Annotated in this window: 20 protein-coding genes and 2 pseudogenes; 10 read left to right on the top strand and 12 right to left on the bottom strand. The window is 72.2% G+C overall.

Annotated features, from left to right (window positions below; all coding sequences use genetic code 11):
• Positions 1 to 142: 142 nt before the first annotated feature.
• The 3 genes from KXC43_RS12350 to KXC43_RS12340 are packed head-to-tail and all read right to left on the bottom strand — an operon-like array spanning position 143 to position 3,511.
• Positions 143 to 889: a succinate dehydrogenase/fumarate reductase iron-sulfur subunit gene (locus tag KXC43_RS12350; RefSeq protein WP_221376150.1), complete on the bottom strand. Its 747-nt coding sequence runs from the start codon at positions 887 to 889 to the stop codon at positions 143 to 145.
• On the bottom strand, positions 889 to 2,835 hold the full coding sequence (locus KXC43_RS12345; RefSeq protein WP_221376149.1) for a fumarate reductase/succinate dehydrogenase flavoprotein subunit: 1,947 nt from the start codon (positions 2,833 to 2,835) through the stop codon (positions 889 to 891). The genes KXC43_RS12350 and KXC43_RS12345 overlap by 1 nt, the downstream gene beginning before the upstream one ends.
• Before the next feature lie 4 nt (positions 2,836 to 2,839).
• The gene (locus KXC43_RS12340; protein WP_221376299.1) at positions 2,840 to 3,511 is read right to left on the bottom strand and encodes a succinate dehydrogenase cytochrome b subunit; all 672 of its coding nucleotides are present in this window, start codon (positions 3,509 to 3,511) and stop codon (positions 2,840 to 2,842) included.
• Positions 3,512 to 3,639: 128 nt separating this feature from the next.
• Between KXC43_RS12340 and KXC43_RS12335 the strand changes: the two genes are divergently transcribed.
• A complete protein-coding gene (locus KXC43_RS12335) occupies positions 3,640 to 4,563 on the top strand; it encodes a LysR family transcriptional regulator (protein ID WP_221376298.1) in 924 nt (307 codons plus the stop codon).
• 46 nt (positions 4,564 to 4,609) lie between these two features.
• On the opposite strand, the gene KXC43_RS12330 is transcribed toward KXC43_RS12335, so the two are convergent.
• On the bottom strand, positions 4,610 to 5,317 hold the full coding sequence (locus tag KXC43_RS12330) for a maleylpyruvate isomerase family mycothiol-dependent enzyme (RefSeq protein WP_221376148.1): 708 nt from the start codon (positions 5,315 to 5,317) through the stop codon (positions 4,610 to 4,612).
• A 652-nt stretch (positions 5,318 to 5,969) separates the two neighbouring features.
• Here KXC43_RS12330 and KXC43_RS12325 point away from each other — a divergent pair.
• Entirely contained in the window at positions 5,970 to 7,688 is a 1,719-nt protein-coding gene (locus KXC43_RS12325; RefSeq protein WP_221376147.1) for a substrate-binding domain-containing protein, read from the top strand.
• Positions 7,689 to 7,703: 15 nt separating this feature from the next.
• Here the strand turns inward: KXC43_RS12325 and KXC43_RS12320 are convergent, their stop codons facing one another.
• The 8 genes and pseudogenes from KXC43_RS12320 to KXC43_RS12285 form a co-directional block, all read right to left on the bottom strand.
• On the bottom strand, positions 7,704 to 9,134 hold the full coding sequence (locus tag KXC43_RS12320) for a phytoene desaturase family protein (protein WP_221376146.1): 1,431 nt from the start codon (positions 9,132 to 9,134) through the stop codon (positions 7,704 to 7,706).
• Entirely contained in the window at positions 9,131 to 10,228 is a 1,098-nt protein-coding gene (locus KXC43_RS12315; protein WP_221376145.1) for a glycosyltransferase family 2 protein, read from the bottom strand. The genes KXC43_RS12320 and KXC43_RS12315 overlap by 4 nt, the downstream gene beginning before the upstream one ends.
• Entirely contained in the window at positions 10,225 to 10,968 is a 744-nt protein-coding gene (locus KXC43_RS12310) for a carotenoid biosynthesis protein (RefSeq protein ID WP_438870883.1), read from the bottom strand. The genes KXC43_RS12315 and KXC43_RS12310 overlap by 4 nt, the downstream gene beginning before the upstream one ends.
• Positions 10,969 to 11,038: 70 nt before the next feature.
• On the bottom strand, positions 11,039 to 11,617 hold the full coding sequence (locus KXC43_RS12305) for a GNAT family N-acetyltransferase (RefSeq protein ID WP_221376143.1): 579 nt from the start codon (positions 11,615 to 11,617) through the stop codon (positions 11,039 to 11,041).
• 7 nt (positions 11,618 to 11,624) lie between these two features.
• Positions 11,625 to 12,272 (bottom strand): monooxygenase, encoded by a 648-nt coding sequence (locus tag KXC43_RS12300; RefSeq protein ID WP_221376142.1) that lies wholly within the window; start codon positions 12,270 to 12,272, stop codon positions 11,625 to 11,627.
• Between the two features lie 7 nt (positions 12,273 to 12,279).
• The gene (locus tag KXC43_RS12295) at positions 12,280 to 12,768 is read right to left on the bottom strand and encodes a YbaK/EbsC family protein (RefSeq protein ID WP_221376141.1); all 489 of its coding nucleotides are present in this window, start codon (positions 12,766 to 12,768) and stop codon (positions 12,280 to 12,282) included.
• Between the two features lie 10 nt (positions 12,769 to 12,778).
• Complete coding sequence (locus KXC43_RS12290; protein ID WP_221376140.1) at positions 12,779 to 14,041, bottom strand: ferredoxin reductase family protein; 1,263 nt, start codon at positions 14,039 to 14,041, stop codon at positions 12,779 to 12,781.
• A 75-nt stretch (positions 14,042 to 14,116) separates the two neighbouring features.
• Positions 14,117 to 14,912 (bottom strand): annotated as a pseudogene (locus KXC43_RS12285) (SDR family NAD(P)-dependent oxidoreductase).
• Positions 14,913 to 14,951: 39 nt separating this feature from the next.
• On the opposite strand from KXC43_RS12285, the gene KXC43_RS52670 reads away from it, so the two are divergent.
• The 8 genes and pseudogenes from KXC43_RS52670 to KXC43_RS12245 all read left to right on the top strand — a co-directional run bounded on the left by KXC43_RS52670 (position 14,952) and on the right by KXC43_RS12245 (position 23,900).
• Positions 14,952 to 15,815 (top strand): GNAT family N-acetyltransferase, encoded by an 864-nt coding sequence (locus KXC43_RS52670; RefSeq protein ID WP_308129056.1) that lies wholly within the window; start codon positions 14,952 to 14,954, stop codon positions 15,813 to 15,815.
• Positions 15,816 to 15,854: 39 nt separating this feature from the next.
• Positions 15,855 to 16,958 (top strand): sensor histidine kinase, encoded by a 1,104-nt coding sequence (locus tag KXC43_RS52665; protein ID WP_221376139.1) that lies wholly within the window; start codon positions 15,855 to 15,857, stop codon positions 16,956 to 16,958.
• A complete protein-coding gene (locus KXC43_RS12270; RefSeq protein ID WP_221376138.1) occupies positions 16,959 to 17,627 on the top strand; it encodes a response regulator in 669 nt (222 codons plus the stop codon).
• A 222-nt stretch (positions 17,628 to 17,849) separates the two neighbouring features.
• The gene (locus tag KXC43_RS12265; protein ID WP_221376296.1) at positions 17,850 to 18,845 is read left to right on the top strand and encodes an NAD(P)-dependent alcohol dehydrogenase; all 996 of its coding nucleotides are present in this window, start codon (positions 17,850 to 17,852) and stop codon (positions 18,843 to 18,845) included.
• An 866-nt stretch (positions 18,846 to 19,711) separates the two neighbouring features.
• Entirely contained in the window at positions 19,712 to 20,113 is a 402-nt protein-coding gene (locus KXC43_RS12260) for an SAV_6107 family HEPN domain-containing protein (RefSeq protein WP_221376295.1), read from the top strand.
• Positions 20,114 to 20,230: 117 nt separating this feature from the next.
• Positions 20,231 to 20,422, top strand: a complete 192-nt coding sequence (locus KXC43_RS12255; RefSeq protein ID WP_221376137.1) for a hypothetical protein — start codon at positions 20,231 to 20,233, stop codon at positions 20,420 to 20,422.
• Positions 20,423 to 20,885: 463 nt separating this feature from the next.
• Positions 20,886 to 21,647: pseudogene (gene imuA', locus KXC43_RS12250) on the top strand (DnaE2-dependent mutagenesis accessory factor ImuA'); the annotation flags it as partial.
• A 579-nt stretch (positions 21,648 to 22,226) separates the two neighbouring features.
• Positions 22,227 to 23,900, top strand: coding sequence for a DNA polymerase Y family protein (locus KXC43_RS12245; RefSeq protein WP_221376294.1), 1,674 nt, complete (start codon positions 22,227 to 22,229; stop codon positions 23,898 to 23,900).
• Positions 23,901 to 23,931 lie beyond the last annotated feature (31 nt).

Below are 23,931 nucleotides of genomic sequence, written 5' to 3'. Positions count from 1 at the left end.
GTGCGTGGCTTCAAGCGGTGCGTGGCATCAAGCGGCGCGCTTGAGAACGGCCCGGGTGCGTACCGGCCGGCGGCAGGCGCGGTGATGCGGATAAGGGAAAGGCCGGGCACAACGCTGTGCCCGGCCTTTCGTCAGGTGGTGCTCAGATCTTCTTGCGGACGGCCTTGCGGTAGTCCGCGTTGAGCCGCCCGATCAGGGTCAGCGGGATGCCCTTGGGGCAGACCTGGCTGCACTCGCCCATGTTGGTGCAGCCGCCGAAGCCGGCGTCGTCCTGCGCCTGCAGCATGTCGATGACGCGGGTGTCGCGCTCGGGCTGGCCCTGCGGCATCAGCCCCAGGTGGGCGACCTTGGCCGCGGTGAAGAGCATCGCCGAGCCGTTCGGGCAGGCCGCTACGCAGGCGCCGCAGCCGATGCAGGTGGCTGCCTCGAAGGCCAGGTCGGCGTCCGCCTTGGGCACCGGGGTGGCGTGTGCCTCGGGCGCGGCGCCGGTGGGGGCGGTGATGTAGCCGCCGGACGCGATGATGTGGTCGAAGGCGCTGCGGTCGACGACCAGGTCCTTGATCACCGGGAAGGCGGCGGCGCGCCACGGCTCCACGTCGATGACGTCGCCGTCGGAGAAGTGGCGCATGTGCAGCTGGCAGGTCGTGGTGGCCTTCTCCGGGCCGTGGGCCACGCCGTCGATCACCATGCTGCACGCGCCGCAGATGCCCTCGCGGCAGTCGTGGTCGAACGCGATCGGGTCGTCACCGTCGAGGATCAGCGACTCGTTCAGCACGTCCAGCATCTCGAGGAAGCTGGCGTCGGGCGAGATGTCCTTGACGCCGTAGGTGACCATCTTCCCGGCGGTGTCCGGGTCGGTCTGCCGCCAGACCCGTACCTTGATGTCCATTACTTGTAGCTCCGGGTGCTCGGGTGGACGTACTCGAATTCGAGCTGTTCCTTGTGCAGGGTGGGCTTTCCGCTGTCGCCGGTGGCGTACTCCCAGGCCGCGACGTAGCTGAACTCGTCGTCGTGACGCAGGGCCTCGCCGTCGGGGGTCTGCGACTCGCCGCGGAAGTGACCGCCGCAGGACTCGCGGCGGTGCAGCGCGTCGATGCACATGAGCTCGGCGAGCTCGAAGAAGTCGGCGACGCGGCCGGCCTTCTCGAGGTTCTGGTTGAGCTGCTCGCCGGTGCCGGGCACCTTGACCCGCAGCCAGAACTCGTCGCGCAGGCTGCGGATGAGCCCGATGGCCTTGGTCAGGCCCTCCTCGGTGCGCTCCATGCCGCAGTACTCCCACATGATGTGGCCGAGCTCGCGGTGGAAGCTGTCGACCGTACGGTCGCCGTCGATCTCCAGGAGGCGCTTGATGCGGTTCTCGACCTCGGCGCGGGCCGCGACGACCTCCTCGTGATCCTCGGAGATCTTCTCGTAGGGGCCGTTGGCCAGGTAGTTGCCCAGCGTCGTGGGCAGCACGAAGTAGCCGTCGCCCAGGCCCTGCATCAGCGCGGACGCGCCGAGACGGTTGGCGCCGTGGTCGGAGAAGTTGGCCTCGCCCACGACGAACAGGCCGGGGATGGTCGACTGCAGGTCGTAGTCGACCCAGAGGCCGCCCATCGTGTAGTGCACCGCCGGGTAGATCCGCATCGGGACCTCGTACGGGTCCTCGCCGGTGATCCGCTGGTACATCTCGAAGAGGTTGCCGTACTTGGCCTCGACTGCCTTCTTGCCCAGCCGCTTGATCGCGTCCGCGAAGTCCAGGTAGACACCGAGCCCGCCGGGACCGACGCCGCGACCTTCGTCGCAGACGTTCTTGGCCGCGCGCGACGCGATGTCGCGGGGGACCAGGTTGCCGAACGACGGGTAGATCCGCTCCAGGTAGTAGTCGCGGTCGGCCTCGGGAATATCCGCCGCCGGCTTCTGCGAATCCGAGGAGGACTTCGGCACCCACACCCGGCCGTCGTTGCGCAGCGACTCGCTCATCAGCGTGAGCTTGCTCTGGTGCGTGCCCGACTCGGGGATGCAGGTGGGGTGGATCTGCGTGTAGCACGGGTTCGCGAACAGCGCGCCCTTGCGGTGGGCCCGCCACGACGCGGTGACGTTGCAGCCCTTGGCGTTGGTCGAGAGGAAGAAGACGTTGCCGTAGCCGCCCGAGGCGAGCACGACCGCGTCGGCCATCTCGGTGGTGATCTCGCCGGTGACCATGTCGCGCACGACGATGCCGCGGGCCTTGCCGTCGACGACGATCAGCTCGAGCATCTCGTGCCGGGCGTTCATCTCGATGTTGCCCAGGCCGATCTGGCGCTCCATGGCCTGGTAGGCGCCGAGCAGCAGCTGCTGGCCGGTCTGGCCCCGGGCATAGAACGTGCGGGAGACCTGCGTGCCGCCGAACGAGCGGTTGTCGAGCAGGCCGCCGTACTCGCGGGCGAACGGCACGCCCTGGGCCACGCACTGGTCGATGATGTTCACCGACACCGTCGCCAGGCGGTAGACGTTCGACTCGCGGGCGCGGAAGTCGCCGCCCTTGACGGTGTCGTAGAACAGCCGGTAGATCGAGTCGCCGTCGTTGCGGTAGTTCTTCGCGGCGTTGATGCCACCCTGAGCGGCGATCGAGTGGGCCCGCCGCGGGCTGTCCTGATAGCAGTACGACTTGACGTGGTAGCCCGCCTCGGCCAGCGTGGCCGCCGCGGAGCCGCCGGCCAGGCCGGTGCCGACCACGATGACCGTCAGCTTGCGCCGGTTGGCCGGGTTGACCAGCTTGGCGCTGAACTGACGGCGCTCCCAGCGGGTCTCGATCGGGCCCTCGGGGGCGGCGGTGTCGGCGATCGGGTCGCCGTCGTTCCAGAAGTCACCCATGTGTTCAGTCCACCAATCCGACGAGAACCGCGAACGGCACCGAGAGGTAGCCGACGACCAGCACCAGCGACAGCACCAGGGCTGTCGCGCGGGCGTAGAGCTCGCCGCGCGGGCTCTGCAGGCCGAAGGTGCGCACCGCGCTCCACAGGCCGTGCCGCAGGTGGAAGCCGACCGCGACGATCGACAGCGTGTAGAAGAGCGTCACGTACCAGCGGCCGGGCGCGAAGTCCTCGGCCACGTTGCGGTACACCTCGCCGCTGACCCCGTGCGGGTTCAGTGTGAGCGTGGTCAGGTCGAGGATGTGGTAGATCACGAAGAGCAGGACGATCACGCCGCCCCAGCGCATCGTGCGGGCGGCGTAGCTGCCCTGCACCTTGGGCCGGTGCGCGTACTTGACCGGGCGTGCCAGCCGGGCCCGGCGGGCCAGGATCGTCGCCGCCACGATGTGCCCGACCACGGCCACGGTCAGCACCGCGCGCTGGATGTAGAGGTACCAGGCCTCGGGGAGCAGCGGGGTGCCGATGGTCCGCAGCCAGTGCGCGTAGTGGTCGAAGGTCTCGGCGCCGAAGAAGATTTTCAGGTTGCCGATCATGTGCACGTACAGGAAGGCGACCAGCAGCAGGCCGGTGACCGCCATGAAGAGCTTGAGGGCGACCGAGGACCGGCGCCGCGCCATTTTGCCCGGAGCGGGCGCTGCCGCCGCCGACTTCCGGGTCGAAGTATCTACCGCCACACACTGGACGGTAGGGAGCGGGCGACGATTCGTCTAATGCATGATCGACGCAGTGTTCATAGAGATAAGCTATCGAGGTGCAGCTCCAGCAGCTTCGGTACTTTCTCGCAGTCGAACAAACCCGTCACTTCACCCAAGCGGCGGACATTCTGGGCGTCTCCCAGCCGACCCTCAGTAAGCAAATTCACACGCTGGAAGCGACCCTCGGGGCACCCCTTTTCGAGCGGATTCGTGGTGGTGTGACCCTCACGGCGGCCGGGCAGACACTGCTGCCGCTGGCTCAGCGGATGGTCGCGGACGCCGACGCGGCCCAGGAGGCGGTCGCCGACATCGTCGGTCTGCGTCGCGGCGAGGTGCGGCTGGGCGCCACCCCGAGCCTGTGCTCGTCGCTCGTGCCCGAGGTGCTTCGCACGTTCCGGGGCCGGCATCCCGAGATCCAGCTGTACGTCAACGAGGGCGGCTCGCAGGACCTGATCGAGAACCTGCTGGCCCACACGCTCGACCTGGCCCTGATCGTCCAGCCCGAGGAGGGCGTCGACGATTCGCTGAGCGCCGCTCCCGTGCTGCGCGAGAGCCTCGTCGTGGCGTCGGTGGCCGACGGGCCGCCGCCCACCCGTAATCCGCAGATCGCGCTGGCCGAGCTCGAGCACACGCCGCTGGTCATGTTCCGCGCCGGCTACGACATTCGCGGCGTCACCCTCGAGGCCTGCCAGAAGGCGGGCTTCACCCCGAAGTTCGCCGTCGAGGGCGGCGAGATGGACGCCGTGCTGGCCTTCGTCGAGGCCGGGCTGGGTGTGGCCCTGGTGCCGAGCATGGTGCTGGCCAACCGGCCGCTGCTGCGGGCGACCCCGCTGGCTCCGCCCGGCATGCGCCGCACGATCGCGCTGGCCCATCGCAAGCGCTCGGTCCTGCCGCATGCCGCCGAGGCGCTGCGGGCGACCCTGCTGCATCACATAGCCACCGAGGAACTCCCGCTCGGCGTCCGTCCTCTCTGAGAAGCGGATCTGGTACGCGCCATCGAGCGCAAGCCTCCAGCGGCGCTCAGAACCGCGAGCCCTCCTGCCACTGTTCCCACAGAGCGGCGTCCCCGTCGGCCCTGGGCGCGGGCAGGCGCCGGTTGAGAATCAGTAACAGCTCCCGCACCGGGGCGGTCAGCGTCACGTCGGCCCCGTGGTCGCCGTCGTTCCACGTGATGCCGCTGCTGGTGAGCGTGACGTGCCAACTTCGCGGGATGTCGGTGGCGCTGAACTGAAGGGTCTCTCCGTGGCCGCGCAGCGCCTCGAACATCTCGAAGCTGAGCAGCAGGTCGGACACCCCGTCGGCGGCCAGGTCGGGGGCCACGTCGCCGGTCGGGTCGGCGTCGAAGCGGTGGATGACCTGGTCGTGGACCATGCGCCGCAACCAGAACCCGGCTGTCTGGTGCCGCGGGTGCCAGCTCCACACCTCGCTGCCGAAGCCCCGGTCGGCCACGGCGGCGTTCAGCCGTTGCGCGCCGTCGAGCAGCCACGGCGTCCAGACGTCCGGATCGGACGGTGCGCCGACGCGCTCGTATTCCACCGGGCCGCCGGTCGCGAGGACGTCGGCGGCGTAGTGGTGGCCCGAGCCGACGTGCGTGACCAGGTCGTGGACCGTCCACTCGGGGCAGGTGGGCACGATCGTCGCGATCGGCAGCCGGGCCGCCGCCGCGCCCAGCCGCCCCGCCTCCGCCTCGAGCTCGGCCGCGTAACGCTCGGGGGCCAGCCATTCCATGGGACCGACCCTAGTGTCTGGGCGGTGCACCGTGGGGAATTCGGGAGACCGTGGCCGAGGCGGTCCCGATGACGAGTCACCTGGCGCAGTTCCTCGTCAGTGACGAGCAGTGGCTGTTGACCTTGCGGGTGTTGCGCCGCGGGCGGCTGGTTGATCTTCGACTGCCGCGATCCGGAGCCCGCGCGTGGTCGTCCCGGAATCCCGTCGGCTCACGTCGGCTGTTGTGCGACCCGCCGGTGAGATCGTCGACACATGGATGAATGTAGATTTAGTGGTCGAGGCTGCGGTCTCGGCAACTCGGCACTATGCATTTACTCACAGTGACGAGGTCGTGAGTCCCGCCACGCTGCGTTTTCGGTCCGAAAGCGCGTTGGGGACCGCCGTTGAAGCGGTGGGCTTCGATGTGGACACGGTCCGTGGCGGGGCGGCCCAGAACCGTGTTGACACAGGTGAGAACGGAGAATCGATCGCAGTTGCGATGGCGCGGCCGCAGGGTAGGTGATGTAACACTCTCTGTCTATCGGCAACGTGCCAATAGGGGCCGACCGTCGTCAGTCGCCCATATGTGATTACTATTCGCTCACGTCGGACCAGCCTGCTCGATGGAGAGATCTCGATCGGTGCGGGCGGAACAGAGGGAGAGGTGGGTGCGATGTCGGAGCTGCCGAGGGGCAACCAAGGGCCGGTCGATCAGCCGATCACTCACCACGGACCGCCCGGTGGCGGCGCCGGCCGGGTGCTGCTCGCGGCCGCGATCGTGCTGCTGCTCGTCGCCGTGGCCGGCGGCACGACCTGGTGGATGTACTCCCGCGACCCCGCCCCGACCTCCAACTCCGCCGTCCCGGCGCGCTCGCCGTCGGCCTCCACCTGCCCCGGCGTGAAGCTGCGGGTCGTCGCCGCCCCCGAGATCGCGCCGGTGGTGAGCGCCGCGGCCAAGACGCTCGACGACGACCCGGCCAAGCCGTGCGACCCCGTCGAGGTCGTCGCCGAGGAGCCGGGCCTCACCGTGGCCAACGCGGCCAAGCCCGACGTCTGGATCCCGTCCAGCAGCGCCTGGCTGGGCATCGCCAACGCGGGCGGCGCCGCCTTCACCGCGGAGGGCAAGCCGCTGGCCCACTCGCCGATCATGCTGGCCGCCCCGGTCGCGGTGACCACGTCGATCGCCAAGGGCGACCAGACCTCGTGGGCCCAGCTCACCGGGGCCCTGGCCGCCGGCCGGCTGCCCGCCGTGACCATGCCCGACGCGCAGGCCAGCACGACCGGCCTGCTCTCGGTCTACGGCGTCAACGCGGCCATGGCCCGCACCACGCCCGACGCCGGCATCGCCCAGCTGCGGGCGCTGACCCTGCGCAGCCGGCTCGCCGAGGCCACGGCCGACCCGACCAAGCTGATGTCCCGGATCGCCCAGCAGTGGAACACCAACGGTGTGGTCTACGACGTCGGCGTCTTCCCCACCACCGAGCAGCAGCTGCGCACTTACCAGCAGGGCAAGCACACCGTCCAGCTCAAGGGCGCGTTCCCGGCCGACGGCCAGGTCGAGGCCGACTACCCGTTCGCCGTGGCCAAGAACAATCAGGACATCGAGCTGACCGCCCAGCTGCGCGCGGCGATCACCCGCTCGTCGCTCACCAAGGCCGGGTTCCGCCCGGCGCCGCTGCCCAACACGCTGCCGCTACCCACCCAGCCGAAACAGCTGCTGGCCATGGCGACGATGTGGAGCGAGTACAAGTCGCTCAGCACCCAGGTGCTGCTGCTCATCGACGCGTCGGGCTCGATGAACAAGAAGATCACGGCGCCCGGTGGCGGCAGCACCACCCGGGCCGGCCTGCTGCGCGAGTCGGGCCGGTTCGCGGCCGAGCTGTTCGCCGAGGACACCACCGTCGGCATGTGGTATTTCGGCCAGCCGACGCCGACCAGCCCGCCGCACAAAGAGGTCGTGTCCTACGGCCCGATCACCGCGCCGGTCAACGGCAAGACCCGCCGCGAGGCGCTGGCCAAGGCGATGGTGGACTACCGGGCGGCCGACAACTCGGGCACGCCGCTCTACAAGACGGTGCTCGACGGCGTGGCCGAGATGCGGGAGAAGGTCTCGCCCGGCACGGTCACCCTGGTCGTGGTGCTGACCGACGGCGAGGACGGCGAGTCCACGTTCAAGATGACTCAGGCCCAGTTCATGACCAAGCTGGCCGCCGAGCAGGACCCGAGCCGCCCGGTGCCGGTCCTCGCCCTCGGCTACGGCCCCGACGTCGACATGAACGCCCTGACCGCGATGTCCGAGGCCACCGGCGGCAAGGCGTTCCCGGCCACCAACCCGGCCGACCTGTCCTCAGCCATAGCCAAGGCGTTCCTGGCCGCCCACGCCCCGCGCTAGGCCTCGTTTCGGGGTCTAGGCGGGGCCGATGCGGTCGGCGACCATCTGGGCCGAGAGCGTGACCATGGGCAGGCCGCCGCCCGGGTGAACCGAGCCGCCGACCAGGTGCAGCCCCTCGACCGGGCCGTGGTTGACCGGGCGCATCAGGCCACCCGCCGTGCCGTAGATGGCGCCGCCCGGGGCGGCCGTCGCGGCGGCCAGGTCGGCCGGTGTGCGCGTCTCGCGGAAGAGCAACCGGTCTCGTACGTCGAGGCCGCGCCGGGCCAGCACGGCGAGCACATGATCGGCGTAGGCGTCGGCGAGTCCCGGCCGCCGCCAGTCCACCGCCCGCCACCCCGTGCCCTGGCGCGGCGCGTTGATCAGCACGAACCAGGCCTCGCAGCCGGCGGGACGCACCTCGGGGTCGACGGCCCGGGTGACGAAGACCGTGGGATCGCCGGCCGGCCGGGCCCGCCGGGACGCCGATCCGAAGATGTCGTCGAACTCGCTGTCGTAATAGGACGGGAAGAAGACGGTGTGGTGGGCCAGCGACGGTGTCTCGCCCCGCACGCCCAGCAGCAGCACGAAGCCGCCCAGGCTGCGGTCGGTGAGCCCGGCCAGCCGCTGCGGCGCCGGCAGCAGGTCGCGGTAGACGGTGAGCGCGTCCACATTCGACACCACGGCGGACGCCGGCACGCATTCCCCGCCGGCCAGCCGTACGCCGGTGACCCGCCCGCCCTCGGTCGTGATCCGCCGCACCTCGGCGTTCCGCACGATCCGCACGCCCGCGGCGGAGCAGCGCTCCTGCAGCGCCGTGGCCAGCGTGCCCAGCCCGCCCGGCACGTAGAAGCCGCCGAACGCGAGCTCCGCGTACGGGACGGCGGCCAGCGCGGCCGGCGCCCGTCGCGGGTCGGCGCCGGTGTAGGTCGCGTACCGGTCGAGCATCGTCCGCAGCCGGGGGTCGCGCAGATACTGCCGTCCCAGCGCCCGCAGCGAGCGGCCAGGCGCGATCGCCGCCAGGTCGCCGACCCGCCACGTCAGCCGGGCCAGCGACGCCGCGGTCACGGGCTTGCGCAGCACCGACCGCCACGACGCGTCCCAGATGCGCCGCGCGCGCTGCCAGAACCGGTCCCAGTCCCGTGCCGCCTCGGGGCCGAGGGCGGCCGCGATGCGATCGAGAAACTCGGCGTGCACCGGCGACGAGTCGAGCACCGTGCCGTCGGCGAAGACGTGCCGCACCACCGGATCGAGCGGCACCAGGTCGGGCTGCGCCTCGGTGAACACCTGCGGCAGCGTGAGCAGGCTGGGCCCGGTGTCGAAGCGGAACCCGTCCCGCTCGTACACGGCCAGCTTGCCCCCGACCTCGCCGGAGCGCTCGAAAACCGTCACCGAGTGCCCCGCACCCGCCAGCCGGGCCGCCGCCGTCAACCCGCCGACACCCGCCCCGATCACCACGATGTCGCTCATACGGGTCGCCCGCGCCAGGTCAGGCCGCCGCGGGCGCGAAGGCGGAACGAGCGGGCCACCAGGCGGGCGAACAGCACGATCGAGAGGGGATGGGCGAGGGCGTCGGGCCAGGCGCGGCCGCCGGTCGCTCGGGCGGCTACCACGCGGCCGGTCACGCCCAGGAGGTAGGCGACCAGGGCGATGGCGGCCCATGACGAAGCGCCGGCTGAGGTCAGCACCACAGTGGCGAGCGGCGGGAACGCGTACAGAAAAAGCAGAGTGACCACGACGGCGCCCGCGCCGGACCGCGAGCCGAACGACGCCCAGAGCGACTTGGTGTAGCCCGCGGTGAGTTCGGCCCACGAGTCGTACATGCGGCAGGTCGCCAGCCGCGAGCCGTCGGCCAGCGCGATGCGGCCTCCGGTGCGTTTGACCGCGCGGGCCAGCGCGATGTCCTCGAGGATCTCGGTGCGCACCGCCGCATGGCCGCCCGCCCGCCGGTACGCCTCGGCGTCGACGACCAGCCACTGCCCGCCGGCCGCGGCCAGCGACGGGCGCGGCGAGCGTTCCATCGCCCGCAGCGGCAGGAACGTCAGCCAGGACCACTGCAACAGCGGTTGCACCAGCCGCCCGGCGCCGGTGATCTTCGGGTACGGCGAGAGCAGCCCCACCCCGGCCCGGCGCAGCTCGGCGACGGCCGCGGCGATCGCTTCCGGTTCGAGCACCACGTCGGCGTCCACGAACGACAGCACGCCGGCGTCCGCCGCGGCGTCGGCCAGCTGCTGACACGCGTGCGGCTTGCCCAGCCACCCGTCCGGCAGCGGTGTCCCCGTCAGCAGCCGCACCTTGTCGCCGGCCAGCGACCGCACGACCTCGGCGGTTCCGTCGGTCGAACCGTCGTCGAGCACGTAGATCGTCAGATCCGACGTGCCCCGCTGGGCCAGCAACGACTCGAGGCACGCGCCGACCCGCTCCGCCTCGTCACGCACGGGGAGAAGCACGGCGATCCGCTCGCCCGACGAAGACGCCGCCGGACCGGGCCGGCGCAGCAGCAGCGCGTTCACGGCGGTGTGGGCGGTCAGGGCGGCCCACGGCAGCAACGCCAGCCACCTCACGGCCGTACCCGTCGGAGGTCGGCGCCGGGCCGGGCCGGGATGAGCAGGCGAACGGCCACGGGCAGCACGGCCGCCCCCATCAGCACGCCGCCCCAGGCCGCCGAGGCGGGCAGGCTCAGGAAGACGGCGTGGGCGAGCACGGACGAAGCGTACGTCCAGAACCAGAGACCCAGCATGGGAGCGTCACCGGGCCGCGGCTCGTGCACGCGGGAGAAGTGACTCAGCGCGGTCATCAGCACCACCGCGAAGCCCAGCCAGCCCAGATAGTTGCCGACCGGGATGCCGGGCACGCCGGGCAGCGCCGGAGTGGGGGAGAGCCACCGCCAGTAGCCCTCGGCCACCATCTGCGGGTCGAGGAAGAGATCCCAGGCGGCCAGGCCGAACGCGGCTACCCCGACCCGGGCCCAGCGGGCGATCGGCAGGCGTTGCGCGGCCAGCCAGGCCGGCCAGGCCATCCAGGTCCAGGCGAGCGGGATGATGAGCGGGACGCCGAGCAGCTTGGGCCCGAGCTGACCGGAGTAGACGTAGGTGCCGAACGGGAAGCCGGTGGCCACGCCGATCGCCTCGACCGCGAAGCCGCCCAGCGTGGCCGCGCCGACGAGGGCGAGCGCGGCCCGCGGCCCGCGGCTGAGCAGCGCGTGCGTGACCGACAGCAGGTAACCGATCACGACGGTGGCCACGGTGAACGCGGCCCGCGTCCCGCCGGAGGTCAGCGGATAGCAGATCTGGGCGAGCACCAGCACTCCGAGCAGCGCCCACGGCCAGACGGACCGCCCCGCCCGCCGCCCCAAAACGGACTGAAGCCTTGCTTTAGATGCCGACAATGCCGGGGGCGTCTTCCGCGGGGCGCTCTACCACAGGCAGATCCCGGCCGAGGATGGCGAAGGCCCGCTCGTCGCCCGGGAAGTGGAAGTGGCGCAGCACGTCGGCGAAGCCGAACCGGCGGTAGAGCCGCCACGCCCGCGACTTCTGCTCGTCGGCCTCGGGCGTGGAGAGCAGCACCGTCTCACCGTCGGCCATGGCCAGCAGCGCGCGCAGCTGGCGGGCGCCCACGCCGTGGCCCTGTGCCGCCGGGCGCACGTGCAGTTCGACGACCTCGAAGCAGCTGGTCAGCCAGCGCTGCCGGTCGTCCTCGCCCAGCTGGGAACGCACCTGGTCGTGCCACCACTGGCCGGAGCCCGACGTGTAGCCGTAGCCGAAACCGGCGAGCCGCCCGTCGGTGGTGAGGGTCGCGACGGCCCGGAAGCCGGCCCGGCGCACATGGGCGCCGATGTAGCCACGCCGGGTCTGCAGCAGCTCCTTGCGGTAACCCATCGCCTCGCCGTAGACGCTCACCACGTCGTCGAGCCGCCGCAGCAGGTCGTCCGGCTGCCACGCCACGAGCCTCATCGTCGAGTCACGCCCCTCTTACGGTCCAGCCGAGCACGTCGCGGTCGCCCGAGATCTCGTCGACCGCGAATCGGGCGAAAAGCTCCTCGGCGTACCACCCATCGGTCGGCGTCCGTGCGATCACCGCGCGATGCTCCGGCTGACGGTACGCGAATCGGGCCAGGTCCGCCGCATCGCGCCACACGCTGATCGTGCCCTGGAAGCCGATCGGCGCCTCGCCGATGCCGAAGTGCGCCAGCAGGCCCGGCGCTTGATCGACTTCGGGGGCGACCGGGGCGATGGCCTTCCAGAACGCCGCGGCCCGGGTCGGGCGCAACCGGGCCCGGGTGAGCGCCAGCACCATGCCGTCCCGGCTGGGCGATCTACCCGGCTCGAACGGTTTCTTCCGGGACCAGGTGCCTCGGCTGCGCAGGGGAGTCAGGTCTATGCGGGCCGAAGCGACCGCCAATTTGTCCCACTTGGGGAGGATGACGGGATCGTCGCTCACGGTCACGGCCGCATATCGGGTCAGATCGGCGTCACCGGGACGGAAGCCATCGGCCGTACCCAGGAACTTGGCGAACGACGTCCGATGCGGGCCCGGAAAGGCCAGGCGGAACATGGCGGTCACGACCCGGCGCCGCGGCACCCGCCAGACATGCAGCGTGATCGGCATCGGCGGGTCAGGCCACGTCGGCCGGCGTGCCGGCGGTCACCCGCACCAGCTCGGCGAAGGTGATCGGGAAGACCGCCTGCGGCACCCCGCCCGCCGCCCAGATGTCGCGGTACTGCTCGAGCGCGGTGTCGACGAGCGTACGGACCGGCTTGGGGTGCCCGAGCGGAGCGACCCCGCCGATGGCCTGCCCGGTGTGCTCGCGGACGAACTCCGGTGTGGCCCGCCGAAGCTTCCCGATCCCCAGGCCGGCGGCGACCTTGGCCGTGTCGACCCGGTGCGCGCCCGAGGTCAGCACGAGCAGCGGCTCCCCGTCGGCGTCGAAGATCAACGAGTTGGCGATCTGGCCGACCTCGATGCAGAGCGCCTCGGCGGCCGCTGCCGCGGTGTGCGCGGCCGAGTCCAGGATGATGACCATGGACGGGGCGTCGTCGGCGGTGTGCGCTCCCGCGGCATCCAATGCGTCCTGCACGGCGATGACGTTGGGGTGTTCCCTCATCAGCCCATTCTCACCACCCGAACCGTTCCCGGTGCAGGCGGGCCGGGGGTACGCCCACCGCGCGAGCGGCCCGGAACACCGACGCGGCCCAGGCGTCCGGTCCGCAGACGTACACGTCGTGGCCGGCGAGGTCGGGGGCGAGCGCCCGCAGCGCCTGGGCGTCGTCGTAGTCGGCGTACTCGGCGGGCAGCCACGACCCGGGCTCGGCGCGCGGGCCGACCAGGGGCACCAGGCGCACGCCGCGGTGCTCGGCCAGCCACTCCAGCTCCTTTCCGAACGCCACCTCGTGCGGATGCCGGGTGCGGTAGACGAGGGTCGCCCGGCCATGGGCGTACGGCAGGTCCCAGAGCAGCGCCAGCAGCGGCGTCACCCCGGTTCCGCAGGCCAGCATCGTCACCGGGCCGCCGGCGTAGGCGGCTGCGGTCATCCGCCCGTACGGGCCCTCGATCAGCACCCGCGTGCCCGGCCGCAGCGCCGCGACCCGCGACGTGCCGTCGCCGACCACCTTCACCGTGATCCGCAGGCTGTCGCTGCGCGGCGGCCCGGACAGCGAGAACGGGTGACCGCGCAGCCCGCCCCGGCCGTCGAGGAAGCGCCAGACGAAGAACTGCCCGGCACGGACCGGCAACCGGTCGAGCCGCCGCCCGCGCAGATAGACGGAGACCAGTCCGGGCCCCTCCGGGTCGACGTGGTCGACGGTCAGCCGGTGCCGCAGCGTCCGCCACACCGGCAGCCCGAGGCGGAAGACGACGACCGAGCCCGCGGCGATCGCGTACAGGCTCCACCAGTAGGCGCGGGCCACCGGCGAGCGGAAGTCGCTGCCCAGCAGGAGCATGTGCGGCAGGGCCAGGCCGACGCCCAGGTAGGCGTAGAGGTGCAGCAGGTGCCACGACTCGTAGCGCATCCGCCGGCGCACGCGGCGCACCGAGGTGACCACGACCAGGATCAAAGCGGCGAAAGCCACGTAGGCCCACAGCATCCCCGGGTCCGGGGCCCTCATTCCGTACGCGGTGACGGCGAGCACGACATGGGCCACCAGCAGCAGGAACGACGCGAAGCCGGTCCACCGGTGCCAGCGGGCGAGCGTGTCCTGGCCGTACGCCCGCTCGACCCACGGGATGCGGGCCATCAGCACGACCTGGATCAGCAGCAGGTCAGCCGACCACAGCGCGGCCAGCCGCCCCCACGCGGCCGGGCCGGTGGGCGCGTCGTCCAGGCCCACCGTCCACAGTGCCGTGACGATGAGCAGAGTGAGGGCCGCCGTCTTCCGCACGAGGCGTGACCGTACGTTTCCGCAGGCTCCGGCGGCAGGGGCGGGTGAACAAGCCCTCGGTTTCCGGACTTTCCGTTATTCCCGTACGCCGGTGGCCTCTTCACTGGCGGCCCAGAGCGCGGCCGCGGCGGCCGGGTCGCTCGCGTAGGGCGCGGTCTTGGCGACCTCGTGCCCGACGTAGTAGGCGCCGTTACGCACGTCGCCCGTGGTGGCCAGCCAGACCAGCAGTGCGCCCGCCTTCTCCGGCGTGACCAGGAAGGGCGCGTACTTGTAGAAGAACCGCGTCGCCTTGCCCGCCCCGAAATTGCTGCGGACGACGCCCGGATGGAACGAGACGCTGGTGATCTCGGGCCAGCGCCGGGCGGCCTCGGCGGCGAACAGGATGTTGGCGGTCTTGGCCGCGCCGTAGGCGGGGAAGGCGCGGTACCGGGCCGGGTCGCCGACGAGATCGCCGGGGTCGGGGGCGGCCCGCATGTGGGCCCGCGAGGCGGTGTTGACCACCCGGCCGCCGGTGAGCCGGTCGCGGAGCAGGTGGGTGAGCAGGAACGGGGCCAGGTGGTTGCCCTGGATGGTGGCTTCGAAGCCGTCCGTCGTACGGCGGTAGTGCTCGAACCATGCCGCCGGCGTTGTTGGCCAGGACGTCGATCCTCGGGTAGACGTCTTTGATCCGGGCGGCCAGATCGCGTACCTGATCGAAGTCCTCGAAGTCTGCCTTGAGGATTTTGTCGGCCTTCACGCGCTTTGCGGCCTCGTCGAGGCGTGCTTGGGTGCGGCCGACCAGCACGACCCGGTCGCCCGCGGCCGCGAACTGTTCGGCGGCCGCCAGCCCGACGCCCGAACTGCCTCCGGTGACGACCACGGTCCGGCTCATGGTTCCTCCTTGGGCGTTCTCTGACTAAGGTCAGAGATTGTGGATCAGATCGAGCTCGTGCGTGACTTCAACCGGTTCTACACGCAGCGTCTCGGCGTGCTCAACGATCATTACCTGGGGCAGCGGCGTCCGCTCGGCGAGGCGCGGCTGCTCTTCGAGATCGGCGACGGCGCCGGCCTGCGCGAGCTCCGTTCCCGGCTCGGGCTCGACTCCGGTTACCTCAGCCGGCTGCTGCGCTCGCTCAGCGGCGACGGGCTGGTCACGGTCGGCCCGCATCCCACCGACGGACGGGTGCGGACAGCCGTGCTGACCGAGGCCGGGCAGCGGGAACGGGCCGACCTGGAGGCGCGCTCCCGCGAGAGTGTCGCCGCGCTGCTCGATCCGCTCACTCCGGCGCAGCGGGAGCGGCTGCTCGAGGCTCAGGGTCAGGTCCGGCGACTGACGCGCCTGGCCACCGTCACGATCGAGGCCGTGCCGGATGACGCGCCTCCGGCTCGCGCGTGCCTGCAGGCGTACGCCGCGGAATTGGACCTTCGCTTTCCCGAGGGCTACGACCCGGCCGCGCTGATCGCGCCCGGCGCTCTCACCGAGGGCACGTTCCTGCTGGCCCGCGAGGACGGACGGCCAGTCGGTTGCGGGCTGTGGCAGGGGAGCGGGCCGGTCGCGGAGATCCGCCATGTGTGGGTGAGCCCGGACGCCCGAGGGCTCGGACTGGGACGGCGGTTACTGGCCGCGCTCGAACGGGACGCGGCCGGGCACGGCATCACGTCGATCCGGCTGGGCACGCACTCGGTTCTCGCGGAGGCGATCGCGCTCTACCGGGCCGGCGGCTACCGCGAGGTCCAGTCCGACGACTCGTCGCCGTACAACCAGCTCGCCTTCGAGAAACGACTCGTACTTTAGGCGGGTCCGGTTGCCGGGCTTCCTTCGTACGATCGTGGCGTGCGTGAGACTCTCCACTCGGTGTGGCTCGAGCCCCGATCGCCTGGCGCGCCGGCTCGCCTCCGGCGCGACTGGGTGCTCCTGGGCGTGGTCGTCGTGGCCACCGTGCTCGAGGGAGTGCTGACCGCGGCCTGGTCCGGCATGATCCTCGGGCTCGTGCTGGCCCCCACCCTGCTGTGGCGCCGCACCCGGCCGTTCCTGATGGTCGCGATCGCGTTCCTGGTCTGCCTGTTCTGGGGCGATCCCGGCAACGGCACGCTGGCCTATCTGCTGATCCTGCCGTACGCGCTGTTCCGCTGGGGCTCCGGGCGCGAGGCGCTGGCCGGCGCCGCGCTGATCTTCGCCAAGATCTCGGTGGCGGCCGCCCTCGGCCACATCGGCGTCTCCGACATGCTGCTCGGGTTCGTGGCCATGATCGCGGCGTTCGCGCTGGCCACGACGTTCCGCTACCGCGCCCGGCTGCTCGAGCGCCGGCTCGGCGAGGCCAAGCTGCTCGAACGCGAACGGTTGGCCCGCGACCTGCACGACACCGTGGCCCACCACGTCTCGGCCATGGCGATCCGGGCCCAGGCCGGCATCGCGGTGGCCCAGCGGCAGCCCGAGGCGGCGGTCGAGGCGTTGCGGGTCATCGAGGCCGAGGCGACCCGCGCCCTGGCCGAGATGCGCACGATGGTGGGCGCATTGCGCTTCTCTCAGGCCGGCGACCTGTCGCCCAGTCCCGGCCTGGCCGAACTGCGCGGCCTGGCCGGGCCGTCCCCGTCGGGTCTGCCGGTTTCCGTCGAAGTGACCGGCGACCTGGACGACGTGCCCGCCACTGTCGGCACCGCCATCTATCGCCTCGCGCAGGAGTCGGTGACCAACGCACGGCGGCACGCCCGGCACGCCAGCCGCATCACGGTCCGCGTGGCCGCCGACGGTTCGCTGGTGCGCCTGCATGTCAGCGACGACGGCGAGGCCACCCGGGCCTCCGCGGCCGGTGGGTTCGGCCTGGCCGGCATGGCCGAGCGGGCCGGTCTGCTCGGCGGCACCTGCGAGGCCGGCCCCGGCCCGGGTCGCGGCTGGACGGTCAGCGCGGCGCTGCCGCGCACCGGGGCGGCAGCCTGAATGTCCGATGACATCCGGGTGGTCGTCGCCGACGACCAAGAGATCGTGCGTACCGGCCTGGTCATGATCCTCAACGCCGAGCCCGGCATCCGCGTCGTCGGCGAGGCCCCCGACGGCCGCCGCGCCGTCGAACTGGCCCAGCGGCTGCGCCCCGACGTGTGCCTGCTCGACATCCGCATGCCCGGCATGGACGGCATCGAGGCCACCCGCCGCCTGGCCGGCCCCGCCGTCACCGATCCGCTGGCCGTCGTCGTCATCACCACGTTCGACCTCGACGACCACGTCTACGCCGCCCTGCGTGCCGGCGCTCGCGGTTTCCTGCTCAAGGACGCCGGCACCGCCCTGCTCAGCCAGGCCGTGCACGCCGCCGCCCGGGGCGACGCCCTGATCGCTCCCAGCATCACCACCCGCCTGCTCAAGGCGTTCGCCGACACCGGCCCGTCCGGGCCGCCCCCGCAACCGGTCGACCCGCTGACCGACCGCGAGGAAGAGGTGCTGGCGCTGGTGGCCCGTGGCCGCACCAACGCCGAGATAGCGTCCGGGCTGCACATCAGCCTGAGCACAGTGAAGACCCACATCACCTCGTTGATGGCCAAGCTCATCGTTCGCAACCGGGTCGAGATCGCCATGTGGGCCTACGAGACGGGCCGCGCCACCGGCCGGCCTTAGGGCTTAACTGGTGGCTCACGTGGGGCTGCGGCGTGGCCCAGCCCGCGCTTGACGGCGGCCGCGGGGCCGTTCTGCGGCCGCCGTCAGCCATTACCTGGACCTCGCCTCGCTCCCGCGTGATCCACCTAGCACTTTGGGCCGGCGCCGGTCCTTCTTTGGGCCGGGTCTGCTCCAGCCTCCGCTCCGATGAGCCGGCGGCCCGCGATCGGCACGCTGAGCACCATGAAGGCTATCTATCAGAAGAGGTACGGCGTTCCGGCGCTCGAGGACGTGGCCGAGCCGGAACCCGGCCTGGGTGAGGTGCGGGTGCGCGTGCGGGCGGCCTCGATCAACGCTCGCGACTGGCACGTGATGCGCGGCGACCCCGTACTGGGCCGGCTGATGCTGCCCGCGGTGATGGGCCCGCGCGGACCGCGGCGCCGGATCCGGGGCACCGACTTCGCGGGGACGGTCGAGTCGGTCGGCGCCGGGGTCGACCGGTTCCGGCCCGGCGACGAGGTGTACGGCGACCTGGGGGACGCGCACGGGGCGTTCGCGGAATACGTCTGCGCCCCGGCCGACGAGATCGAGTTCAAGCCGGCCGGGCTCAGCTGGGCCGAAGCGGCGGCGATGCCACTGGCCGGCGGGACGGCTCTGATGGCGCTGCGGGACGTGGGCCGGGTGCGGGCCGGCCGGAGCGTGCTGATCAACGGGGCCTCGGGCGGGGTGGGCACCTTCGCCGTCCAGATCGGCAAGGCGCTCGGTGGCTCGGTGACGGCCGTGTGCAGCCCCCGCAACGTCGAACTGGTCCGCTCGCTCGGAGCGGACGAGGTCGTGGACTACACCGGGAGCGACTTCACCCGGCTCGGCCGCCGCTTCGACGTGGTGCTCGACCTGGTGGGGAACCGGTCGCTGGACGATCTGCGGCGGGTGGTGGCGCCGGACGGGGTGCTGGTGCTCTCGGGTGGGGGCACATCCCGCGGGCGGGCCCAGCTGTTCGGGCCGATGCGGCTGATCATCGGAGCGCAGATCGCGGCCAGGCTGTCCCGCTCGGGCCCGCGGATCGTGGTGCCGGCGACATCGCCGAGCCGTGAGCTGCTGGCCGGGCTGCGCGAGCTGGCCGAGGCGGGCCGGGTGACCCCGGCCATCGACCGCACCTACCAGCTCGCCGAGGTGCCGGAGGCGATCCGCTACCTGGAGGAGGAGCACGCCCGGGCCAAGGTCGTCATCACAGTGTGAACTCTTCCGAGCCCGGCCGGCCTCGTCGTCTTGCATTTTTGTCGTACGTCAGTGCTAGTCTTCTCCGTAGTTAGAACGGATGTTCGAACACCTTCGAACTTCGAAGGTTCGAGCCTCCGGGCTGGCGACGGGAGCGGTGTTTCGCGGCACGGCTCCCGAGCGTGGCACCCGCGAAGTGCCACGCGTAAGGCTCCGGGCATTCGCGGGCCCGGCGCCTTCAGACAAGGCAGGACCGTCGTCCGCCGCCCCCGACCCCCGGGTGGCGGACGACGGACCCGCCGGCAGGTCCGGCCGGGTGTGGTGTGGGGAAGCTTCACACCCGGCCGGTCACCACCACGGGCTGCTGCGCCTTCCTCCGCAGACGCCTCGGTTCGACCCGGAACGTCGGATGCGAGACACGCGAGGAGAAACAGATGGCGAGCCACACAGCGCCAAGCCTTTGGCCGGCTCCCGACCTGGCCCCGGCCACCCGTCCCGGCCCGTCGGCCTCCGGCCCGGCCCCGGCCCGCACACCCGCGCGCGCCCCGGCCTTCACGGCCCCCTCGGCTCCCGGCCCGGCCGCATCTGGCCCCGCCGTGCCTCATCAGGCCGCGCCCCGCCGGGCCACACCCGGTCATGCCGCTCCTGGTCATGCCGCATCCGGCCAGGCTGCGCCGGGTTATGCCGCGTCTGGTCAGGCTGCGCCGGGTTATGCCGCATCCGGTCAGGCTGCGCCGGGTTATGCCGCGTCTGGTCTGGCTGTGCCTCGTCAGGCTGCGCCCCGTCCGGCTGTTCCCGGCTTGGCTGTTCCCAGCCCGGTCGTTCCCGGGCTGGCGCACGCGCCGACTGCGGCCGCCCGGGCCGACGCACCCACCGTGCCGGCGCACATGCTGCCCCAGCGCACCCCGGCCCAGTTGCTGACCATCGCCCGCGAGGGTCTGGCCGAGGCGGCGCGCACCGGCCCCGACGGCCTGCGTTACGCCGCGGCCCACCTGGCCGCCCTGCGCGCCGCGGCCGCCGTGCTCGCGGCCCGGGCCCGTCCCGCTCCGGCCAGCCGCCGCAGCCGGGTGACCAGCGTCTGGTCCCTGCTGGTGCTGGTCGCGCCCGACTTCGGCGAGTGGGCCAACTATTTCGCCCTGGGCGCCTCCAAGCGCGCCGCGGCCGAGGCCGGCATCCCGCGCGTGGTGAGCCCTCGCGAGGCCGACGACCTGCTGCGAGCCGCCGAACAGTTCGTGGCCGTCGTCGAGTCCTCCCTGGGCCTGACCTACCAGCCCCCGCTGGCCGCCTGACCGTCCGGCCCGGCGGCCTGACGACCTTCCCGCTTCCCCGTCGGCGACACCCGGCGAGAGCGCTCGCCACCCACTTCGGCGAGCGTCTCGTCGTCGTGCCCGCCGTGCCACTTCACCGTGGCCACCGACGCAGCCCGGCGGCGCCCGACGGTGGCAGAGGTAGTGGGTGGCGAAGAGGACCGTGCGGCCGCGGCGCGCGCGTCGTCGCGGATCGCCGACGTCGAGAACGACCGGGTGACGATGCTCAGCGAGAACGCCGCCGACGTGGCGGTGCCTGGGGTCGCTCGTTTCTCGGCGGCGAGCCGCTGATGCCGCGCCGGGCGGCGGGGGCGTAGTGATCGGCCTGGCTCTGCCCGGCTTCTCGACGAGCGGGCGTTGATTGTTTCCGGCGCTGATCGATCGCGGCGGTGAGCCGCCGAGACGGTGGCGTAGTGATCAGGGAGGTCTGGTTCTGCGGAAGGCGGTGATGTTCGTGTGGTTTGCGGTCGGCCCTTAGATCGGGTTTCGCGCGGCGCCGTTCGTGTGCGGCTGGTGGTTTCGCGGGCGGCCTTCCGGTCTGGTTCGCGGCCGGTGATGTTCGTGTGCGAGTCGTGGTTTCGCGGGCCGTTCCTCAGGTCTGGTTCGGCGGGCGGTGACGTTCGTGCGCGGGTGGTGGTTTCGCGGGGTGGGCTTCAGGTGCGGGAGGGCGGACGGGCGAATCGGGAAGGGCGGCCGAGGCGGGGCCGGCTCGTGGCGAGCGGGCGGGAAACTGAGCAACAGAGCGAGGCAACACATGGCGGGACGCATGATCAGCGGTGCGGCCGCCCTTGCTGAACTGGTTCGGGCGGCGGGTGAGACGGAGACGGCGGGTCTCCACCGGACGCTTCCGGTGGTGCCCGAGCTGAGCTCGTTGCTGCCCGGTCATGGGCTGCGTCGCGGCAGCACCGTGGCGGTGTCCGCCGGGCAGTCCGCCACCGCCGCCGGCGGGACGTCCCTGTTGCTGGCCCTGCTGTCCGAGGCTTCCCGGACTGGCTCCTGGTGCGCGGTGGTCGGCGTGCCCTCGCTGGGGGCGATCGCCGCCGCCGAAAGCGGCATCGCCCTTGACCGACTGGCCCTGGTGCCCGACCCCGGCCCGGACTGGCCCACCGTGGTGGCCGCCCTCATCGACGGCGTCGACGTCATCGTGCTGGCTGTGCCCGGCGGCGTCTCCGCATCCATCGCCTCCCGCCTGGTGGCGCGGGCCCGCCAGCGGGGGAGCGTCCTGGTGCCGTACGGCGACTGGTCCGGCGCCGACGTGACCCTGCGCGTCCTCGAGGGCCGCTGGGAAGGCCTCGACGAGGGTCACGGCCGCCTGCGCCGCCGCCAGGTGCGGGTGCTGGCCCGTGGCCGCGGCGCCGCGGCTCGCCCCAAGGAAATCACCATGTGGATGCCGGGCGTCACAATCCGCCCGCTGACCCTGCCCCCGCCCACCGGCCCGACCCCAGCCAATCAGTCCACGGTGGACATTCCTACCCGCCCTCACCTGGTCCCCGTTCCCACAGGTTCCCCGCAACCACCCTCATCCCCGGCGGCGAGCGCGGATCGCCCGAGGCCGGCCTCCGTTCCCGTCGCGGTTGTTTCGCGGCGGTCGTTGTCTCCGGCGGCGAGCGAGGATCGCCTGGCGTCGGCCTCTGCTCCCGCAGCGTCTCCGGCGGCGAGCGCGAATCGTGCGGAGTCGGCCTCTGTCCCAGCGGCTGCTGTTTCTTCAGCGGCAGGTGTGGATCGTCGGCGACCGGCCTCCGTTTCGGCAGGTGCCGTTTCCCGGCATTCGATGTCTTCGGCGGCGAGCGCGGATCGGTCGGGGCCGGATGGTTCGGCGGCTGTTGTTTCGCGGCCGCCGGGGGCCGGTGTGGATCGTCCGGGGTGGGCGGCTTCCGTTTCGGCAGAGGGTTCGGGCGTCGTTTCGCAGCTGTCGCTGTCTGCGGGGGCGGCCACGGACGAGTCGGTGCGGCCGGGCGCGGGTCCGGAGGTCAAGTCTGATGTGGATGGTGGGCGGGTGCTGGCATTCCCGGCTGAGAAGGCCGAGAAGGCCGAGCGCCGCGGGAATCGGCCGGCGGTGATGTGAGTGGGGGCGGAGAGTGTGGGTGGGCGGACCATGGTGGTCTGGTGCCCGGACTGGCCGGTTGTCGCAGCGGAGATCGTGTTGGGCACGCCGGCCGCGCAGCCGGTCATCGTGTTGCTCGGGAACCGGGTGATCGCCTGCTCGGAGGCGGCTCGGCGGGAGGGCGTACGAAGGGGTCTGCGCAGGAGGGAGGCGCAGAGCCGATGCCCGCAGGTCGTCGCCGTCGAGCATGATCCGGGGCGGGACGCGCGGGCCTTCGAAGCCGTCGTCGCCGCCGTCGAGGAGGTGGCGGTCGGGGTCGAGGTGATCCGGCCGGGGGCGCTGGCGCTCTCGGCGCGCGGGCCGTCCCGGTATTTCGGCGGGGAGGAGGCCGCGGCCGAGCGGATCGTCGAGCAGGTCGCCCAGGCCTGTGAGGTGGAGAGCCAGGTCGGCATCGCCGAAGGGGTGTTCGCGGCGGGACTCGCGGCCCGTGGCGGGCAGGTGATCCCGCCCGGCGGGACGCCCGGCTTCCTGCGGGGGCAGCCCGTCGAGGCCATCGAGCGGCCCGAGCTGACCGACCTGCTCAAGCGACTCGGCCTCAAGACGCTGGGCGAGTTCGCGGCGCTGCCGGCGGGGGACGTGCTGACCCGGTTCGGTTTTGACGGGGCGCTCGCGCACCGGCTCGCGGCCGGTATGGACCATCGGCCGCTCGCGGTGCGCCGGCCGCCGCCCGACCTGGAGGTCACCGAGACCTACGACGAGCCGCTGGAACGGGTGGACGTGGCCGCGTTCGCCGGCCGGGCGCTGGCCGAGCGGCTGCACGACAAGCTGGCCGCGCACGGGCTGGCCTGCACCCGCCTGGGCATCGAGGCGGTCACCGCGAACGGCCAGGAGCTGCACCGCGTCTGGCGCCACGACGGCATGCTGACCGCGGCCGCCATCGCCGAACGGGTTCGCTGGCAGCTGGACGGCTGGCTCACCGGCGCCCGCCGCGGCGCCCCCGCCCGTCCGACCGCCGGCCTGGTGCGGCTGCGCCTGGTCCCGGACGGCGTGCTCGTCCACCTCGGACTCCAGCCGGGCCTCTGGGGTGACGCCGGGGCCGACCGCGAGCGGGCCCATCGGGCCTTCAGCCGCGTGCAGGGTCTGCTCGGCCCCGAGTCGGTGGTCACGCCCGTGTTCAGCGGCGGGCGCAACGCCGACGACCAGATCCGCCTGGTTCCGTGGGGCGACGAACGCGACCCTCACCGCCCCGCCGCGCCCCACTCCGATCCGGTGCCCGGCGTCCGGACACATCCGGTGCTGGCCGCCCACACCGAGCCCACGCTCGCGATCACCGGGCCGGAGGAGCAGGGACATGACGACGGCCGTCGTCGCAAGCGGACGGTCAAGCCTCCTGTGCTGCCGCCCTGGCCCGGCCGGCTGCCCAAACCCGCGCCCGCGTTGGTGCTGGCCCGGCCGTTGGCCGCGGTGGTGCTCGACGGCATGGGCGAGACCGTGGGGGTCAGCGCCCGGCTGGAACTCACCGGCGCCCCCGCGGCCCTGATCATCGAGCGCGCCCACCCCGTGGCAATCACCGGCTGGGCCGGTCCATGGCCGGTCGAGGAGCGCTGGTGGGCTCCGGCCGAGTCGCGGCGCCGGGCGCGCTTCCAGGTAACACTGCAGGATGGCCGCGCTTTGTTGCTGAGCCTGGCTGCCGGTCATTGGGCGGTGGAGGCCATCTATGACTGAGCCGAATCCGACCGCTCGCACCAAGATCGTC

The sequence above is a fragment of the Paractinoplanes polyasparticus genome, assembly GCF_019710575.1.
Taxonomy (GTDB): Bacteria; Actinomycetota; Actinomycetes; order Mycobacteriales; family Micromonosporaceae; genus Actinoplanes; species Actinoplanes polyasparticus.
Note: the sequence above shows the minus strand (reverse complement) of the source record. Positions and strands in the feature narration are given on the sequence as shown.

Excerpts from the sequence above, each read along its gene's own strand:
- KXC43_RS12350 (WP_221376150.1), bottom strand. The coding sequence starts at position 889 with ATGGACATCAAGGTACGGGTCTGGCGGCAGACCGACCCGGACACCGCC.
- KXC43_RS12345 (WP_221376149.1), bottom strand. The coding sequence starts at position 2,835 with ATGGGTGACTTCTGGAACGACGGCGACCCGATCGCCGACACCGCCGCC.
- KXC43_RS12340 (WP_221376299.1), bottom strand. The coding sequence starts at position 3,511 with ATGGCGCGGCGCCGGTCCTCGGTCGCCCTCAAGCTCTTCATGGCGGTC.
- KXC43_RS12330 (WP_221376148.1), bottom strand. The coding sequence starts at position 5,317 with ATGGAATGGCTGGCCCCCGAGCGTTACGCGGCCGAGCTCGAGGCGGAG.
- KXC43_RS12325 (WP_221376147.1), top strand. The coding sequence starts at position 5,970 with ATGTCGGAGCTGCCGAGGGGCAACCAAGGGCCGGTCGATCAGCCGATC.
- KXC43_RS12320 (WP_221376146.1), bottom strand. The coding sequence starts at position 9,134 with ATGAGCGACATCGTGGTGATCGGGGCGGGTGTCGGCGGGTTGACGGCG.
- KXC43_RS12305 (WP_221376143.1), bottom strand. The coding sequence starts at position 11,617 with ATGAGGCTCGTGGCGTGGCAGCCGGACGACCTGCTGCGGCGGCTCGAC.
- KXC43_RS12300 (WP_221376142.1), bottom strand. The coding sequence starts at position 12,272 with ATGCCGATCACGCTGCATGTCTGGCGGGTGCCGCGGCGCCGGGTCGTG.
- KXC43_RS12295 (WP_221376141.1), bottom strand. The coding sequence starts at position 12,768 with ATGAGGGAACACCCCAACGTCATCGCCGTGCAGGACGCATTGGATGCC.
- KXC43_RS12270 (WP_221376138.1), top strand. The coding sequence starts at position 16,959 with ATGTCCGATGACATCCGGGTGGTCGTCGCCGACGACCAAGAGATCGTG.
- KXC43_RS12265 (WP_221376296.1), top strand. The coding sequence starts at position 17,850 with ATGAAGGCTATCTATCAGAAGAGGTACGGCGTTCCGGCGCTCGAGGAC.
- KXC43_RS12260 (WP_221376295.1), top strand. The coding sequence starts at position 19,712 with ATGCTGCCCCAGCGCACCCCGGCCCAGTTGCTGACCATCGCCCGCGAG.
- KXC43_RS12245 (WP_221376294.1), top strand. The coding sequence starts at position 22,227 with ATGGTGGTCTGGTGCCCGGACTGGCCGGTTGTCGCAGCGGAGATCGTG.